14 protein-coding genes are annotated in these 14,600 nt (G+C 56.9%); 8 read left to right on the top strand and 6 right to left on the bottom strand.

What is annotated here, in order from left to right:
- Window positions 1–126: 126 nt before the first annotated feature.
- Window positions 127–1,200 (bottom strand): DNA polymerase IV, encoded by a 1,074-nt coding sequence (dinB, locus tag RMR21_RS24640; protein ID WP_498672386.1) that lies wholly within the window; start codon window positions 1,198–1,200, stop codon window positions 127–129.
- Window positions 1,201–1,297: 97 nt separating this feature from the next.
- Window positions 1,298–3,364 (bottom strand): ATP-dependent helicase, encoded by a 2,067-nt coding sequence (locus tag RMR21_RS24635; protein ID WP_498672384.1) that lies wholly within the window; start codon window positions 3,362–3,364, stop codon window positions 1,298–1,300.
- A gap of 193 nt (window positions 3,365–3,557) precedes the next feature.
- On the opposite strand from RMR21_RS24635, the gene RMR21_RS24630 reads away from it, so the two are divergent.
- Window positions 3,558–3,869, top strand: a complete 312-nt coding sequence (locus tag RMR21_RS24630; protein WP_498672382.1) for a hypothetical protein — start codon at window positions 3,558–3,560, stop codon at window positions 3,867–3,869.
- A 34-nt stretch (window positions 3,870–3,903) separates the two neighbouring features.
- Window positions 3,904–6,576 (top strand): DNA ligase D, encoded by a 2,673-nt coding sequence (gene ligD / locus RMR21_RS24625; protein ID WP_498672380.1) that lies wholly within the window; start codon window positions 3,904–3,906, stop codon window positions 6,574–6,576.
- A gap of 7 nt (window positions 6,577–6,583) precedes the next feature.
- Here the strand turns inward: ligD and ku (RMR21_RS24620) are convergent, their stop codons facing one another.
- Window positions 6,584–7,396: a non-homologous end joining protein Ku gene (gene ku / locus RMR21_RS24620; protein WP_498672378.1), complete on the bottom strand. Its 813-nt coding sequence runs from the start codon at window positions 7,394–7,396 to the stop codon at window positions 6,584–6,586.
- Between the two features lie 12 nt (window positions 7,397–7,408).
- The gene (gene ku / locus RMR21_RS24615) at window positions 7,409–8,293 is read right to left on the bottom strand and encodes a non-homologous end joining protein Ku (RefSeq protein WP_498672376.1); all 885 of its coding nucleotides are present in this window, start codon (window positions 8,291–8,293) and stop codon (window positions 7,409–7,411) included.
- Window positions 8,294–8,493: 200 nt separating this feature from the next.
- On the opposite strand from ku (RMR21_RS24615), the gene RMR21_RS24610 reads away from it, so the two are divergent.
- Genes RMR21_RS24610 through RMR21_RS24600 form a run of 3 tightly spaced genes read left to right on the top strand, consistent with a single transcriptional unit; the run spans window position 8,494 to window position 9,701 of the window.
- Complete coding sequence (locus RMR21_RS24610; RefSeq protein WP_498672374.1) at window positions 8,494–8,670, top strand: hypothetical protein; 177 nt, start codon at window positions 8,494–8,496, stop codon at window positions 8,668–8,670.
- A gap of 9 nt (window positions 8,671–8,679) precedes the next feature.
- On the top strand, window positions 8,680–9,480 hold the full coding sequence (gene xth, locus RMR21_RS24605; protein WP_498672372.1) for an exodeoxyribonuclease III: 801 nt from the start codon (window positions 8,680–8,682) through the stop codon (window positions 9,478–9,480).
- Window positions 9,477–9,701 (top strand): hypothetical protein, encoded by a 225-nt coding sequence (locus tag RMR21_RS24600; protein ID WP_498672370.1) that lies wholly within the window; start codon window positions 9,477–9,479, stop codon window positions 9,699–9,701. Before xth ends, RMR21_RS24600 begins: the two co-directional genes overlap by 4 nt.
- Before the next feature lie 149 nt (window positions 9,702–9,850).
- Here RMR21_RS24600 and RMR21_RS24595 read toward each other — a convergent pair whose 3' ends face one another.
- Window positions 9,851–10,753 carry a LysR family transcriptional regulator gene (locus RMR21_RS24595; protein ID WP_498672368.1) on the bottom strand — a complete coding sequence of 301 codons (903 nt, stop codon included), beginning with the start codon at window positions 10,751–10,753 and terminating at the stop codon, window positions 9,851–9,853.
- Between the two features lie 90 nt (window positions 10,754–10,843).
- Between RMR21_RS24595 and RMR21_RS24590 the strand changes: the two genes are divergently transcribed.
- Window positions 10,844–11,860 carry an NADP-dependent oxidoreductase gene (locus tag RMR21_RS24590; protein WP_498672367.1) on the top strand — a complete coding sequence of 339 codons (1,017 nt, stop codon included), beginning with the start codon at window positions 10,844–10,846 and terminating at the stop codon, window positions 11,858–11,860.
- Window positions 11,861–12,048: 188 nt separating this feature from the next.
- Window positions 12,049–12,405, top strand: coding sequence for a cupin domain-containing protein (locus RMR21_RS24585; RefSeq protein ID WP_498672365.1), 357 nt, complete (start codon window positions 12,049–12,051; stop codon window positions 12,403–12,405).
- Window positions 12,406–12,452: 47 nt separating this feature from the next.
- Here the strand turns inward: RMR21_RS24585 and RMR21_RS24580 are convergent, their stop codons facing one another.
- Window positions 12,453–13,343: a LysR family transcriptional regulator gene (locus RMR21_RS24580; RefSeq protein WP_498672363.1), complete on the bottom strand. Its 891-nt coding sequence runs from the start codon at window positions 13,341–13,343 to the stop codon at window positions 12,453–12,455.
- Between the two features lie 118 nt (window positions 13,344–13,461).
- Between RMR21_RS24580 and RMR21_RS24575 the strand changes: the two genes are divergently transcribed.
- Window positions 13,462–14,529 (top strand): alkene reductase, encoded by a 1,068-nt coding sequence (locus RMR21_RS24575; protein ID WP_498672675.1) that lies wholly within the window; start codon window positions 13,462–13,464, stop codon window positions 14,527–14,529.
- Window positions 14,530–14,600 lie beyond the last annotated feature (71 nt).

Raw genomic sequence — 14,600 nt, 5'->3', positions numbered from 1 at the left:
GCTTTCGAAGAGCGTCGTCCTAGTTTGAAGGATCCAGATCAGTCGTTGCCATCAACTGGCTCGGTGTGGGTCATATCGCAGTTCATTTTCAGCATCCGTGTAACCTGACCAGTCGGCCTGCTGCGTTCACAATCCGAGATCAAGCTGTGGAGCTTGGGTACTGTCTTCGGTGCTGAGGGAGGAAAGGGTGATACCCAAAAGACGCACCGACCTTTTGAACGGGAAGACAGACCCCAGCAACGTGTCAGCGATCTCAAGGATCATCTCAACACCTGAAACCCTTGCGGCCAAGGTCTTGCTTCGTGTCGCCTGGGTAAAATCCGAATACTTGATTTTGACGGTCACTGTTTTGCCGTTGATGTCGTGCGCTTCGCAGTACCGCCAGACCTTTTCGGCCAAGGGTCGCAATTCGGCTTGAGCGAGATCGAGCGTGTCGATGTCCTCGACAAACGTATCTTCGGCACCGACGGATTTTCGGATGCGGTTGGCCTTGACCTGCCGCTCATCGATGCCGCGGGCAATGCCGTAGAAATATGGACCTGATTTTCCGAAGTGTTGTTGCAGGAAGGCAAGGGGTTTGGATTTCAAATCCAGACCCGTTTCTATGCCATGTCGCTTCATCCGCTCTGCCGTGGCGGGGCCAACCCCGTGGAATTTCTTGACGGGGAGGGCCTCGACAAAGCCTGGGCCGTTCTTCGGAGTGATCACCGCCTGACCATTGGGCTTGTTCAGGTCGCTCGCCATCTTCGCCAGAAACTTGTTGTAGGAGATGCCAGCAGAGGCATTGAGACCTGTGACCGCCTTGATCTTGGCACGGATTTCGAGTGCTATCTCGGTAGCAACCTCCATACCTTTCAGGTTCTCGGTAACGTCGAGATAAGCCTCATCAAGTGACAGCGGCTCTATGACGGGTGTGTACTGCGCAAAGATCTCGCGGATCTGCTGCGAGACCTGACGATAGACCTCGAAACGAGGCGGCACGAAAATCAGGTCAGGGCATTTTCGTTTGGCAGTGATCGATGGCATAGCTGAATAGACGCCGAAGGTTCTTGCCTCGTAACTCGCGGCTGCCACAACCCCTCGGGCAGCAGATCCCCCGACCGCCAGCGGCTTGCCACGGAGCTCTGGGTTGTCACGTTGCTCCACGGAGGCGTAGAACGCATCCATATCCACGTGAATGATTTTGCGAACCGGGTGCATGTCTGGTCCTTACCGATTGACCTTGTGCTTGCTGGAAAAGTTGATGCGCTCCAGAGGTGGATAGGTGAGCCTCCCATCCTCTTCAACGCGGACGCTCCTATTTCCACATGCCGCGCATGCGTGCGCCGACATCGATGCGGATCTGCTGGGCACTGCGTTCAGATGCTGCGGCCGAGACTTTCGGCCACGCCGTCGGTTCGAAATACTGCAGCAGCGTCGCCGGGATGAACCGCGTACGCGATGCATAGACGTGCCTGTCGCCCTGCGAGTTCTGACCGTGCGTGAAAAATCGTTGCGGCGTGATGAGCGACAGGCTGTCCTTGGCCCGCGTCATGCCGACATAGAGCAGACGCCGTTCCTCCTCGATCTCCTGCGTCGTCCCTGTCCCAAGGTCTGACGGTATGCAGCCATCGACAACGTTCAACATGAAGACCGATCGCCATTCCTGTCCTTTGGCCGAGTGAATTGTCGACAGGATGAGATAGTCCTCGTCAAGCAACGGCACGCCCGCCTGATCGCTGGTCGCATCGGGTGGATCAAGCGTCAGTTCGGTGAGGAACCGTTCGCGCGAGGCGTAGCCGCTGGCAATCTGCTCGAGTTGCAGGAGGTCGGCCTTGCGGGTATCAGCGTCTTCATGGATGCGATCGAGATGTGGTTCGTACCACAGGCGGGCCTGCGCGATATCCGACGGCCACCCTTCCTGGGATTTGCGAAGGCCTCCCAGCAATTGGACGAATGATGTCCAATCCTCGCCCGTTTTTGGTGGTGGCGGAATTTCAGCCAGCGCCAGGAGAGGCTTCGGATCTGAGGCGATCGTGTCAAGAATGGTGCCAGCTTTCTTCGGTCCAATGCCGGGCAACATTTGCAGAAGACGAAAACCCGCAACCCGGTCACGCGGATTCTGGGCGAAACGCAATACGGCCAGCATGTCCTTCACGTGGGCACTGTCGAGAAATTTTAAGCCGCCAAACTTGACGAAGGGGATGTTGCGACGGGTGAGTTCGACTTCGAGCGTTCCGCTGTGACTGGATGTCCGAAACAAGACAGCCTGCTGCTTTAGCGTCATTCCGGTCTCGCGATTTGCCAGCACCTGCTCGACAATGAAATTCGCCTGTTCGGTCTCGTCTTTGACGGTCACGAGTTTGGGGCGCTCCAGCGACTCCCGTTCGGTCCACAGGTTCTTGGTGAAACGCTCACGGGCCAGTTCGATCACTCCGTTGGCCGCGGCCAGAATGGGCTGGGTCGAACGATAGTTGCGATCGAGTGTGATGACATCGGCGGCAGGGCTAAAAGATGTCGGGAAGTCGAGAATGTTGCGAACCGTCGCTGCCCGGAACGAGTAGATTGATTGGGCATCGTCACCAACCACGGTCAAGCCACGCCCGCCGGGTTTGAGCGCCATCAGGACAGACGACTGGAGTTTGTTGGTATCCTGATATTCGTCGACCATGACATGGTCAAAGCGGTTGCCGATGTCGTCGGCAAGATCGGGATCGCTGACCATCTGCGCCCAGTAGAGCAAGAGATCATCATAATCGAGCACGTTCTGCGCCTGCTTGGCCTCCACATAAGCTCCGAACAGTTCCTTCAATTGTTCTTCCCATGTGGCGACCCACGGATAGTGCTGCCGCAGGATCGCGTTCAGCAGCGTTTCCGAGTTGACCGCGCGGGAGTAGATCGCGAGGCAGGTGCCCTTGGTCGGAAAGCGGCTCTCTGTTTTGGAAAATCCGAGCTCGTGCCGCACGAGGTTCATCAGGTCGGCGCTGTCTTCCCGATCATGGATGGTGAAGTCGAGGTTGAGACCGATCTGCTCGGCATACATCCGCAGCAGTCTCGCACCGATCCCATGAAACGTACCGGACCAAGCGAGCGCATCTGTTAGGACGGCGGAATTGGCTCCGAGGACGTTGCGGCAGATACGCTCGACGCGGCGGGCCATTTCCGAGGCGGCTCTGCGCGAAAAGGTCATCAGCAGAATGCGGCGCGGGTCCGCACCATTGACGATCAGATGGGCCACGCGATGCGCTAATGTGTTTGTCTTGCCGGATCCGGCGCCAGCGATGATCAACAGCGGCCCTGCCGTGTTGCCCTCAGCGAGCCCGACGCCATGCTCGACCGCCTTGCGCTGCTGCTCGTTCAGTTTTTCCAGATAGGCAACGGCCATAAGAGCTCGCTTGATGCAGAAAGTGGAAGGGAAGCGTTATGAACAAATGCGGAACATATAATGTCACTGGATGATTTGGAAGATCATTTTTCATATCTCTAAACAATCATTCATCGTGAGAGCCGTCGGTTCGAACCAACCATGATCCAAGGCGTTGAGGTCTGTGAGAATGAGCAATGGGAAGGAAGAAATCATGGCTGACGATAGCACCACCACAATCCGAGCCACGTTCAACACACGCACTGCCGCCGATCTAGCGGTGGAGCACCTCGTCCAGCAGCACGGGATTTCGCGTCCTGACATCTTTATTCAGTCAGCCACCGCGGAGAACACATCAGGGTCAGTTGCATCTGGTGGCGATGTCTCGAAAAGCGGTGCGGTGCGCGACGATGCCCCTCTCGAAGGTGAGATCGAAGTGTCCGCCGACATTCCGTCCGACAAGATTTCTGCGGTTCAGCGTAGTCTTGGCGAGGCTGGGGCACTTCGGGTATCGGGTGCTCCATAAGGCGGTCCCGCGTTGGTGAGGAGGGGTGGATGCCATGGCCGACAATCTTAGCAAGTACCGATCCAAACGCGATTTCAAGCAGACGCTTGAGCCGAGTGGAGAGGTTCAAGTCAAGGCATCCAACCGTCGCCGTTTCGTCATCCAGAAGCATGACGCGACACGGCTACATTATGATCTCCGCATCGAGCTCGATGGCGTGTTCAAATCCTGGGCAGTAACCCGAGGTCCGTCTCTCGATCCTGGTGACAAGCGGCTTTCCGTGGAGGTCGAAGACCATCCCCTTGACTATGGTGATTTTGAGGGAACGATACCGAAGGGTCAATATGGCGGCGGCACAGTCATGCTGTGGGATCGCGGATACTGGGAGCCCGAGGGGAACAAGACCCCCGAGGAGGCGTTGGCGAAGGGCGATTTCAAGTTCACTTTGGAAGGTGAACGCCTGCATGGAAGTTTTGTTCTTGTGCGGATGCGCAACGACCGCGACGATGGCAAGCGTACCAACTGGCTGCTGATCAAACACCGTGACGATTATGCGGTCGACGAGAATGGAGCAGCCGTACTGGATGACAATCTGACGTCCGTCGCTTCCGGTAGAACCATGGAGGCAATCGCCGCTGGCGAAGGGAAAAAGCCCAAGCCGTTCATGACGAAAGGCGATACGGTTAAGGCAGACGCGGTATGGGACAGCAATGACGGTCTTGCCGCCGACGAGCGCAAGGCTGGCACGAAGACGTCGTCGAATAAAAAGTTGGCTCGACCAAAGGCAGCCAAGTCCACCAACGCTGAATCGGCGATGCCGAACTTTATCGCCCCGCAGCTCTGCGAGAGCCTAACACGTCCACCGGCGGGCAAAGGCTGGATCCACGAGATCAAGTTCGACGGCTACCGGGTGCAAATGCGCGTCGCTGGCGGCGAGGTGACGCTAAAGACCCGCAAAGGTCTGGATTGGACATCCAAATGGCCTGCTATTGCGGAGGCGGCGTCGGCACGCCCTGACTGCATCTTAGATGGTGAAGTATGTGCGCTTGACGAGCGGGGTGCGCCTGATTTCGCTGCTTTGCAGGCAGCACTGTCTGAGGGGACGACCGACGATCTTGTCTATTTCGTGTTCGATCTGCTGTTTGATGGTGACGAGGATTTGAGAAAGCTTCCCCTGACGGAGCGCAAGTCGCGTTTGGAAACCCTAATGTCCGATGCGGGCGAGGATCCTCGCCTGAGGTTTGTCGAACACTTCGAGACGGGTGGCGATGCCGTACTGAAGTCGGCCTGCAGGCTGTCGCTAGAGGGTATCGTCTCCAAGGAGGCAGATGCTCCTTATGTGTCCGGCCGGACGAAGACATGGGCGAAATCCAAATGTCGCGCTGGTCATGAAGTGGTCATCGGTGCCTATGCCAGGACCAATGGAAAATTTCGGTCGCTGCTGGTTGGCGTCTTCAGCGGCAAGCACTTCGTGTACGTCGGCCGGGTCGGGACTGGCTATAGCGCCAAGACCGTCGAACAATTGCTGCCGCAGCTTCAAGAGATGGAAACGGCCAAATCTCCTTTCACAGGAATTGGAGCACCAAAGACGTCAGACGATATCGTCTGGCTCAAGCCACAACTCGTCGCCGAGATCGAATTCGCCGGATGGACCGCGGACGGTCAGGTTCGACAGGGTGCGTTCAAGGGGCTGCGCGAAGACAAGCCCGCACCAGAGGTGGAAGCAGAAGACCCCGCGACGCCCTCGGATGTGGATGTCCCCGATCCTGAGACCGACAAGCCTCCACCCAAGCGTTCCCGGAGAGGCGCAAAGGAAGAGGTCATGGGCGTCATGATCTCAAGCCCCGACAAGGCGCTCTGGCCCGACGCGGGTGACAGACAACCTGTCACCAAGGTTGACCTTGCCCAGTACCACGAGGCTGTCGGAGCGTGGATGATAAATCATATCAAAGGTCGGCCATGCTCGATCCTTCGTTGCCCTGATGGCATTGGCGGGGAGCAATTTTTCCAGCGCCATGCTGCCCCCGGCACGTCGAACCTTCTGGAGCTCGTGACGGTCTTTGGTGACAAGAAACCCTATCTGCAGATCGATCGCGTTGAGGGCCTTTCCGCCATCGCCCAGATCGGCGGGATCGAACTTCATCCATGGAACTGCGCACCGGATCAACAGGACGTGCCGGGTCGTCTGGTTTTCGATCTCGATCCAGGCCCGAACGTCGAGTTCCCAGCAGTCGTCGACGCCGCCCGCGAAATCCGCGACCGGCTGGAAGAACTGGGCCTTGTCAGTTTTTGCAAGACCACTGGCGGCAAGGGCTTGCACGTCGTGACACCTCTCGCTGTGCCCAAGGGCAAAAAGCTGAGCTGGGACGAGGCCAAGAGCTTTGCGCATGATGTCTGTCAGGATATGGCGTTAGATAACCCAGACCTCTACCTTATCAAGATGGCGAAGAACCAGCGGGAAGGGCGGATATTTCTGGACTACTTGCGCAACGACCGGATGGCGACGGCGGTCGCGCCATTGTCTCCGCGAGCACGTGAGGGTGCGACGGTATCGATGCCCCTGAACTGGACACAGGTGAAAGCCGATCTCGATCCGACCCGATTCACGGTTAGGACCGTGCCGGGCCTTTTGAAGAAGAGCACTGCCTGGCAGGATTATGGTGAGGGACACCGACCGCTGGAGCAAGCCATTAAGCGCTTGAGCAAAGCCCGGAAGGCCGGTGGCTGATCTCCACTCATTTCTTGTTCCGGGTTTCCCTCGCAACTGATTTCTTGAGCGCGTCCATGATGTTGATGACATTGCTTGTGGCAGGTGATGAAGGCGACAGTGCTTTCTTGCTCTTGGCTGGCTTTTTCTGGGTTTTCTTTTTGGCCTTGATAATGTCGAGCAGGCGGTCCTGGACGGGATCGACAACCATTTTCGCGTCCCACGGTTTGGTCTGCTTCTTTATGAGCTTCTGTATAAGCGGCAGAAGCTCGCTGTCCGGCTTCTCATCGCCAATCGCATCAAAATAGCTGTTCTCATCACGGATCTCGTCGCCATAGCGTAACGTCCACAGAACGATACCTTTACCGCGTGGTTCCAACATGACGGCGCGCTCCCGCCGCGCGATCACGAGCCTCGAAATTCCAACCATGTCCTGAGATGCCATCGCATCACGGATCACGGAAAAGGCTTCCTGTGCCACTTTCTCATTGGGAGACAGATAATAGGGCGTGTCGAGCCAGATCCATTCGATGGTGTCGCGTTTGGTGAATGTCGAGATATCGATCGTCCTGGTGCTGTCCAACGCGACATTATCAAGCTCCTCGTCTTCAAGGATGACGTAGTCGTTCTCGCCACGCTCGTAACCTTTGATCTCGTTTTCTTCCTTCACAACCTTACCTGTGACGGAATCGACATATTGGCTTACGACCCGATTGTTCGTCGCACGGTTGAGAGTGTGAAACTTGACTTTTTCACTGTCCGACGTGGCGGGCATCATCTGAACTGCGCAATTGACGAGGGAGAGCTTCAGGTAACCCTTCCAGTAGGGACGAACAGCCATGTTGATCTCCTCTTAACTGGCGCGGCGCGTGCGCGCGACGGGTTTTGCCGTTGCCGTTGCCTTTTTGACCTTCGCCGTACCGGAACCCTTGTCGACATTTTGCTTTGACTTGGTTTTTCTGGCATCTAGACCTGCACTTTCGCGCAACGCCTGACGGAGATCGATGACATTGTCTGTCGAGCTTTGTTTCTTCTTAGGCACTGAGCGTCCGTCGATCTTGGCCTTGACGAGTTCTGCCAACGCTTCCTCATAACGATCATCGAAGGTGCTGGCATCAAAGCGCCCCTTCTTTTTGTCGATGATCATCTCTGCGATCTCAAGCAGTTCAGGATCGCTCTTCATATCCGGGAGATCCTCAAATGCTTCTTGTGAGGATCGAACTTCGTAATCGAAATTAAGGGTCGAGGCGATCAGACCTTTGCCATGCGTACGGATAAGGACAGTGCGCAGGCGGCGAAAAAGCACTGCGCGCGCGATGGCGGCAACCTTCGCCTCTTTCATGCCGTCGCGCAGCAGGACATAGGCCTCGGCGCCCATCTTGTCGGGTGTCAGATAATAGGGCTTGTCGAAGTAAACGGTGTCGATCTCCGCGCACGGAATAAAGGATTCGATCGTTAGCGTCTTGTCGCTATCGGGGACAGCAGCGGCAACGTCATCCGGTTCGAGAACAATGTATTGTCCATTTTCGGTCTCATAGCCTTTGACCTGGTCTTCCCGTTCGACGGGGTCTCCGGTTTCGCCATCGATGAACTCGCGCTTGACCCGATTTCCGGTCGCTCTGTTAAGCGTGTTGAAAGCGATACGGTCCGACGCCGATGCTGCGGTGTAAAGCGCCACCGCGCATGACACTTCGCCGAACTTGATGAAACCTTTCCAGTTTGCTCTCGGGGAACTCATGATACGCGCACTCCTCACACAACCAACCCGGTTCAACCGAATCAGTGAGCGAATCGTTCCTTGCTAAAACGAATCGTTTTTCAATGACTTAGGCGCACGTGGTCTCCCTTTGCGAGTCTGTCTTAGGTCGCTGATTCGAATGCATCTTTTGACAGCAGCGCGCGTTTTCCTTGGGACAGCAACCAAAAGGGAGATCTGTGATGACCAAGCGCGAATTGATCGATACCGGCACTGACAAGCGTTACGTACGCCGCGATGAAGACGGGAAGTTCAAGGAGAGCGACGATGTCTCCCGTTCGCTTTCGGCCGATGCGCGCCATGACGCAAAGAATGATACGAAGTCAGGCGAGGGCGACAAAGGTGATCGCAAGCGCTGACGCAAGCCGGTGAAGATCGCCACCTACAATGTTAACGGCATCAATGGTCGCCTCGACATCCTGCTTCGTTGGCTGGATGAAGCACACCCGGACGTCGCTTGCCTCCAGGAACTGAAGGCACCGTCCAACAAATTTCCGCGCAAAGAGCTGGAACGTGCAGGCTACGGCGCGATATGGCATGGCCAGAAATCGTGGAATGGTGTCGCCATCCTTGCACGTGGTCAGGAGCCGCTTGAGACGAGACGCGGCTTGCGCGGCGGTCACGACGACGACCAAAGTCGCTACATCGAGGCTGTCATCGACGGAATGGTTGTTGGATGCCTCTATCTGCCGAACGGCAACCCCGTCCCAGGGCCGAGGTTTCAATACAAACTAGACTGGTTTGCGCGACTGCATTCCTACGCGGACGAACTACTCGAGCTCGAGGTGCCGGTGGCGCTCGTCGGCGATTTCAACGTCATGCCGACCGATCTCGATGTCTACAAACCGGAGCGTTGGGTAGATGACGCGCTGTTCCGGCCCGAGGTCAAAGCGGCTTATGCAAATCTGGTGGCTCAAGGTTGGACGGATGCGCTACGGCATCTCCATCCGAACGACCGGCTCTACACCTTCTGGGCATATTTTCGGAACGCATATGCGCGCGACGCCGGACTTCGGATTGACCACTTTCTGCTGAGCCCAGATCTAGCGGGAAAACTCGTGAAAGCCAAAGTCGACAAGCATGTTCGTGGCTGGGAGCACACCAGCGATCACGCGCCTGTCTGGATTGAACTTACGGAGAAAACCGTCAAACAAAGGAGAGAGAAATGACCGATGATTGGAAACGTGAGGTTCGCTCCAAGCTCGAAGAGCTGGTCGATGGTCTCGTTGTAACCGGCGTCAGTTATGAGGACGCTTGCAGTGTCATTGTCGTGGAGGTGAACAGCCTGCTGGTCGCACATGAGCGTGATCCAGATCCTGCAGATGATGATGTGATCGAGGAGCCGGCCAACGACTGGCCAGCGGCGGAAGACAAACGACCTGTCGATTGAAGGTTTGTGTCGGCCCCGAAGAAAAATCCTTCAGGGGCCGTTCGATTTCCTGCTGAGGTGGCTGACTGTTCGACGCCGACACACGCTTCGGCATTCCGCAAAGATGGTGTTCCGGTGCATTCAAGTCAACGTGCATGTCTCGACGTAGGTTATAGGGCTTCCGTCAGGATGCTCAGGAAGGCTCTTACAGCGGGGTTGGTCCGGCGGCTTTCCGGCCAAACGGCTGTGATGTCGTGACGTTCGACAGAGAAATCGGATAGGACAGGGGTCAGTTGACCACGGTCTACCCATGGCGCTGCCATGAAACTTGTCACCATTCCGATTCCCGCTCCCGCTGCGATCGTTGCTATGACAGCCTCGCTCGCATCGACGATGATTGCCGACGACGGCACGATCTCGATTTCTCGCTCTTTGAGCTGGAACGGCCAGCGAAATAACTGCCCACTGCTCTGATAGCGCAGGTTGACCGTCTGGTGCTGCTGAAGATGATCAGGATGGGTTGGCGCACCATTCGCGGACAAGTATTCTGGGGAGGCGTAGCAGCTAAGCAGATGCGGCGAGAGTTTCCGCGATAGAAGCTGGGAGTCGGGAAGGTCGCCGATGCGAACAGCCAGATCTATGCCCTCTTGGATGAGGTCCGCCCTCTGATCATTCAGTCTGAGATCGATCGAAACCTTCGGATGACGTGCGCGAAACCTGGGCAGTAAAGGTGCGATGACATGCAGGCCAATCGGAAGTGAAGCGGCAATGCGCAAGGTTCCCGCCGGTTCGGAACGCGCGGACTTTGCGGCCTGCTCGATCTCCTCGGCATCCCTGAGCAGCCTCAGTGCGCGTTCATGCAGGTCACGTCCTTCATTGGTGAGGGTAAGAGATCGCGTCGTTCGGGTGAACAGCGAAACGCCAAGGTGGCTTTCCAGTCGCTGGACGCTTTTACTGACCGCTGATGGCGAGATGGCAAGCGACCGCGCTGCCGCCGTATAGCTGCCCAGCGATCCGGCGCGCGCAAAGGCGATCAAGCCGGTCAACCGTTCGATTCCGATTTGTTCCTTCATGGCACTATTAAAGCGAAATATAGCGCCATTATCAACCACAAAGGATGCGCGTACATCAGTTCAATAAATCTCAATTTGAAAGAGTTTGATATGACCGAGATGATGAAAGCAGTTCGCCTGCACGAATTTGGTGGCCCGGATGTCCTGCGTTACGAAGAGGCTCCACGGCCTGTTGCCGAACAGGGCGAGGTCCTTGTCCGGGTGCATGCTGCAAGTCTCAATCCCCCTGATCTTTATCTGCGGGATGGCTATCGTGCACTTCCGCCGGAGTGGCGACCCAGTCCGGTTTTTCCGTTGATCCTGGGCACCGACATCTCTGGTATCGTCACCGCAGTCGGGGACGATGTCCAAGCATTCGGCGTTGGCGACGAGGTCTATGGCATGGTGCGTTTCCCCCACGATCTCATGACCGGCAGCAATGCCTATGCCGACTATGTCAAAGTCCCGGCCTCCGACCTCGCAATGAAACCTAAAGGCATTGATCATGTGCAGGCTGCCGCTGCTCCAATGTCGCTGCTGACGGCATGGCAGTTTCTCGTAGAGCTTGGCCACGATGAGCCGAACCCGTTCCAGAGCTTCAACCATGCACCAGTCGCGCTTGATGGCAAGACCGTGCTGGTGAATGGCGCAGCCGGCGGGGTCGGACACCTGATGGTTCAGGTGGCCAAATGGAAGGGCGCTCGCGTGATTGCGGTTGCTTCCGGAAGGCACGAGGAGCTTCTTGCAGATCTCGGCGCAAACACATTCATTGACTACACCAAGCAGCCAGCCGAGACGGTCATGCGGGATGTCGATTTGGTGATCGACGCGGTTGGTGGCTCCAACATGGAGCGCTTCATGAATGTCATCAAAAAAGGTGGAGCGCTCTATCTGGTCAACCCTCTCGGCTTCTCCGGCCATGAAGAGGCTGAACGACGCGGCATCGTCGTCTCAACGGCTCAGGTGCGCTCCAATGATGCGCAACTGGCACAAGCTGGCCGCCTGCTCGATGACGGCACGATCCGGGTGGTGATCGACAGCACGTTCCCAATGGCTGAGGCTTCCGCGGCCCATGATCGGGCAGGGCGGGGAAGCATGCAGGGGAAGGTCGTCCTCATTAACGAATGACGACGTTTGGCGCCGGAAAAGGTTTCCGCCATCTGAAGCCTTTTCCACTCCCCCTGGAGGAAACCAGTCGCGCTTGCACGATCGTTCAATACCCAGTTCGACGTCTGGCGTAACTGTTGTGCTGACTGGCTTTGATTGAATTGCATTCCTTCGTCGCGGTCGCGTTCAAACCCACAAAGGATACGCAAATGGAATCCATTAATCTCGACAAAAAGCTCAGCCTGTTTTCGAGCCACTGGGACCCGCATGTGATCGCTGATTACAATGAAAATGACTTGATGGTCGTTAAGTTCAAGGGCGAATATCCGTTCCACAAGCATGACACGACTGATGACTTCTTCCTTGTGTTGGAGGGAGAGATGGAGCTCGACATCGAAGGCGAGCCGTCTCGAACAGTGAAAGCCGGCGAGCTGATTGTCGTTCCAAAGGGAGTGGTGCATCGACCACGGGCTAAAAACGAGGTGAAGGTTCTCTTGATAGAACCGAAGGGCGAACCGAACTCAGGCGATTCCGGGCGCGCACCAGCGCTTAAACCTCGTCTCTGATAGGCTTGCGGCCGCTTGGACAGGCCATGCAGTGTAGACGCTGTACGTCAGCTCAAATAGGCAGCAAGTTCTTCCGGTATACCTTGCGGAAAGGCTTCTTTAAGATAATCGAGAAAGGCTGATACGCGCGCGCTGAGCAGACGCCGCGAAGGATAGAGCGCCCAGAGCGCCGTTTCGGCACCCTCGACATCGCCCCAGTGGTTGAGACGACCGGAGGCGATGTCTTTGCTGACCAAAGAAAGCGGCAACCGTGCCACGCCCGCACCCATCAAGACCGCATCCCGCAGCATCGTGTTCGACGACATACCAAGCACCGGCGTCGTCGCAAGCTTTGCTGGCCCGGAAGGCGTCACCACATTCCAGGTGTCCGGCCTGCCGACTAAACTGCGAACTACTGATGGCACAGCGTTATCAGGTTCCGGCCAGGCGATGCCTGGAGCAGCGACGACGACCTGTCGGTCACGCAGAAAGGGCCGACCAACGAGATTGACATCGGGTTGAGGATTGAGGCGGATGACAAGATCGTAAGCCTCCTCGATCATATCCACGGCGCGATCTTCCACGACGATCTCGACCCGCATCTCGGGATATTTTAGCAGAAAGCCTGCCGCTAGCTTTCCCAAGGCTGCCTGTGCAAACATGAGCGGGGCGCTGATGCGCAGACGTCCACGCGGCGATTGACCCCCTGATGCGATAGCAGTTGCCGTTTCTTCCAGCTCCGTCAGCAGTTGCGTGGTCCGCTCGAACAGGGCTCGACCTTCTTCCGTCAATTTGAGGTCTCGTGCGCCGCGCTCGAAGAGCCGAAGACCCAGGCTCGCCTCAAGATCGGCCACGCGTCGAGACAAAGTGGCCTTAGGTCGACCAGCCATGCGAGCCGCTTTGCCGAATCCACCATGGCGGGCAACGAGATTGAAGTCAGTCAGTGCTAGAAGGTCCATGCGTTCCACCTGTGAGACAGTGCGTCCATATATAGCGTCTATTGGAAGTGATGTGGACCGATTAATTTCAGGGCGCCTTCTCAATCACGGCCTCAGCGGCTGAACAAGGAGTAATATGATGACCAATCTCTGGAGCCCGATAACACTTGGCGGGATCACTCTGCCGCACCGTTTGGCCATGGCACCGATGACCCGCAGCCGCGCCAAGCCTGACGGGACACCCGGCGACCTCGCGCAGGAATATTACGCACAGCGCGCATCGCTCGGTCTGCTGATCAGCGAAGGAACCCAGCCGTCTGACGATGGGCAAGGATACCTGGCGACGCCGGGTATCTATACTGACGAGCATGTCGCTGGCTGGCGCAAGGTCACTGACGCCGTCCATGTGGCAGACGGACGACTGTTCATCCAGCTCATGCATGTCGGCAGACGGTCTCACCCTGATAACACGCCGCATCATCGCCAGCCCGTCGCACCTTCCGCAATCGCGTCCGGCGATTCCATGTTCACGATGGGCGGGATGCAGCCGGTGCCCCTACCTCGCGCACTGGAGACAGAGGAAGTCCAGCAGACAATTGCGGATTTCGCCTATGCCGCAAAGCGAGCTATCGAAGCCGGTGCAGATGGTGTCGAAATCCACGGTGCGAACGGCTATCTGGTACACCAGTTTCTCGCCCCGGACAGCAACCATCGCACCGATGAGTACGGCGGCACGATGAAAAACCGGGCGCGCTTTGCAATTGATGTCGTCCGTGCGGTCGTTGATGCCATCGGCCCACAGAAAACCGCCATTCGCCTCTCTCCGGGTGTTCCGACGGGTGGCATCGCCGAAGCTCAGGACAATGACGATCTTTACCGGTATCTCGCTTTTGAATTCGGCAAGATCGGTTTGGCCTATCTTCACATCCTCTATGCTCGCACAGATCCGCTTTTAGAAGATATCCGCCGCTCTTTCGATGGCCCTCTGGTCGTGAACCGCCCCGGTCGTTTGCGTGAACAGATCGGTGCCGATGTGGCCGCGGGACTTGCCGATATTGAGGCGCTGGGCGTCATGGCGCTCGCCAACCCCGATCTTGTGCCGCGCCTCAGGACCGGCGCGCCGCTCAATGACGTGAGACCTGCTCTCTTTTATGCAGGTGGCGGCGCTGAAGGTTATACGGACTATCCCGTAATCGATGCAGCATGATGTATAAGCGGGCGGATAGTATTCGCCCGCGACCGTCCTTCAATAAACTTGTATCGCGTCCGATGGCAGGT

The organism is Agrobacterium sp. rho-8.1, from assembly GCF_033957725.1.
Classification (GTDB): Bacteria; Pseudomonadota; Alphaproteobacteria; order Rhizobiales; family Rhizobiaceae; genus Agrobacterium.
Note: the sequence above shows the minus strand (reverse complement) of the source record. Positions and strands in the feature narration are given on the sequence as shown.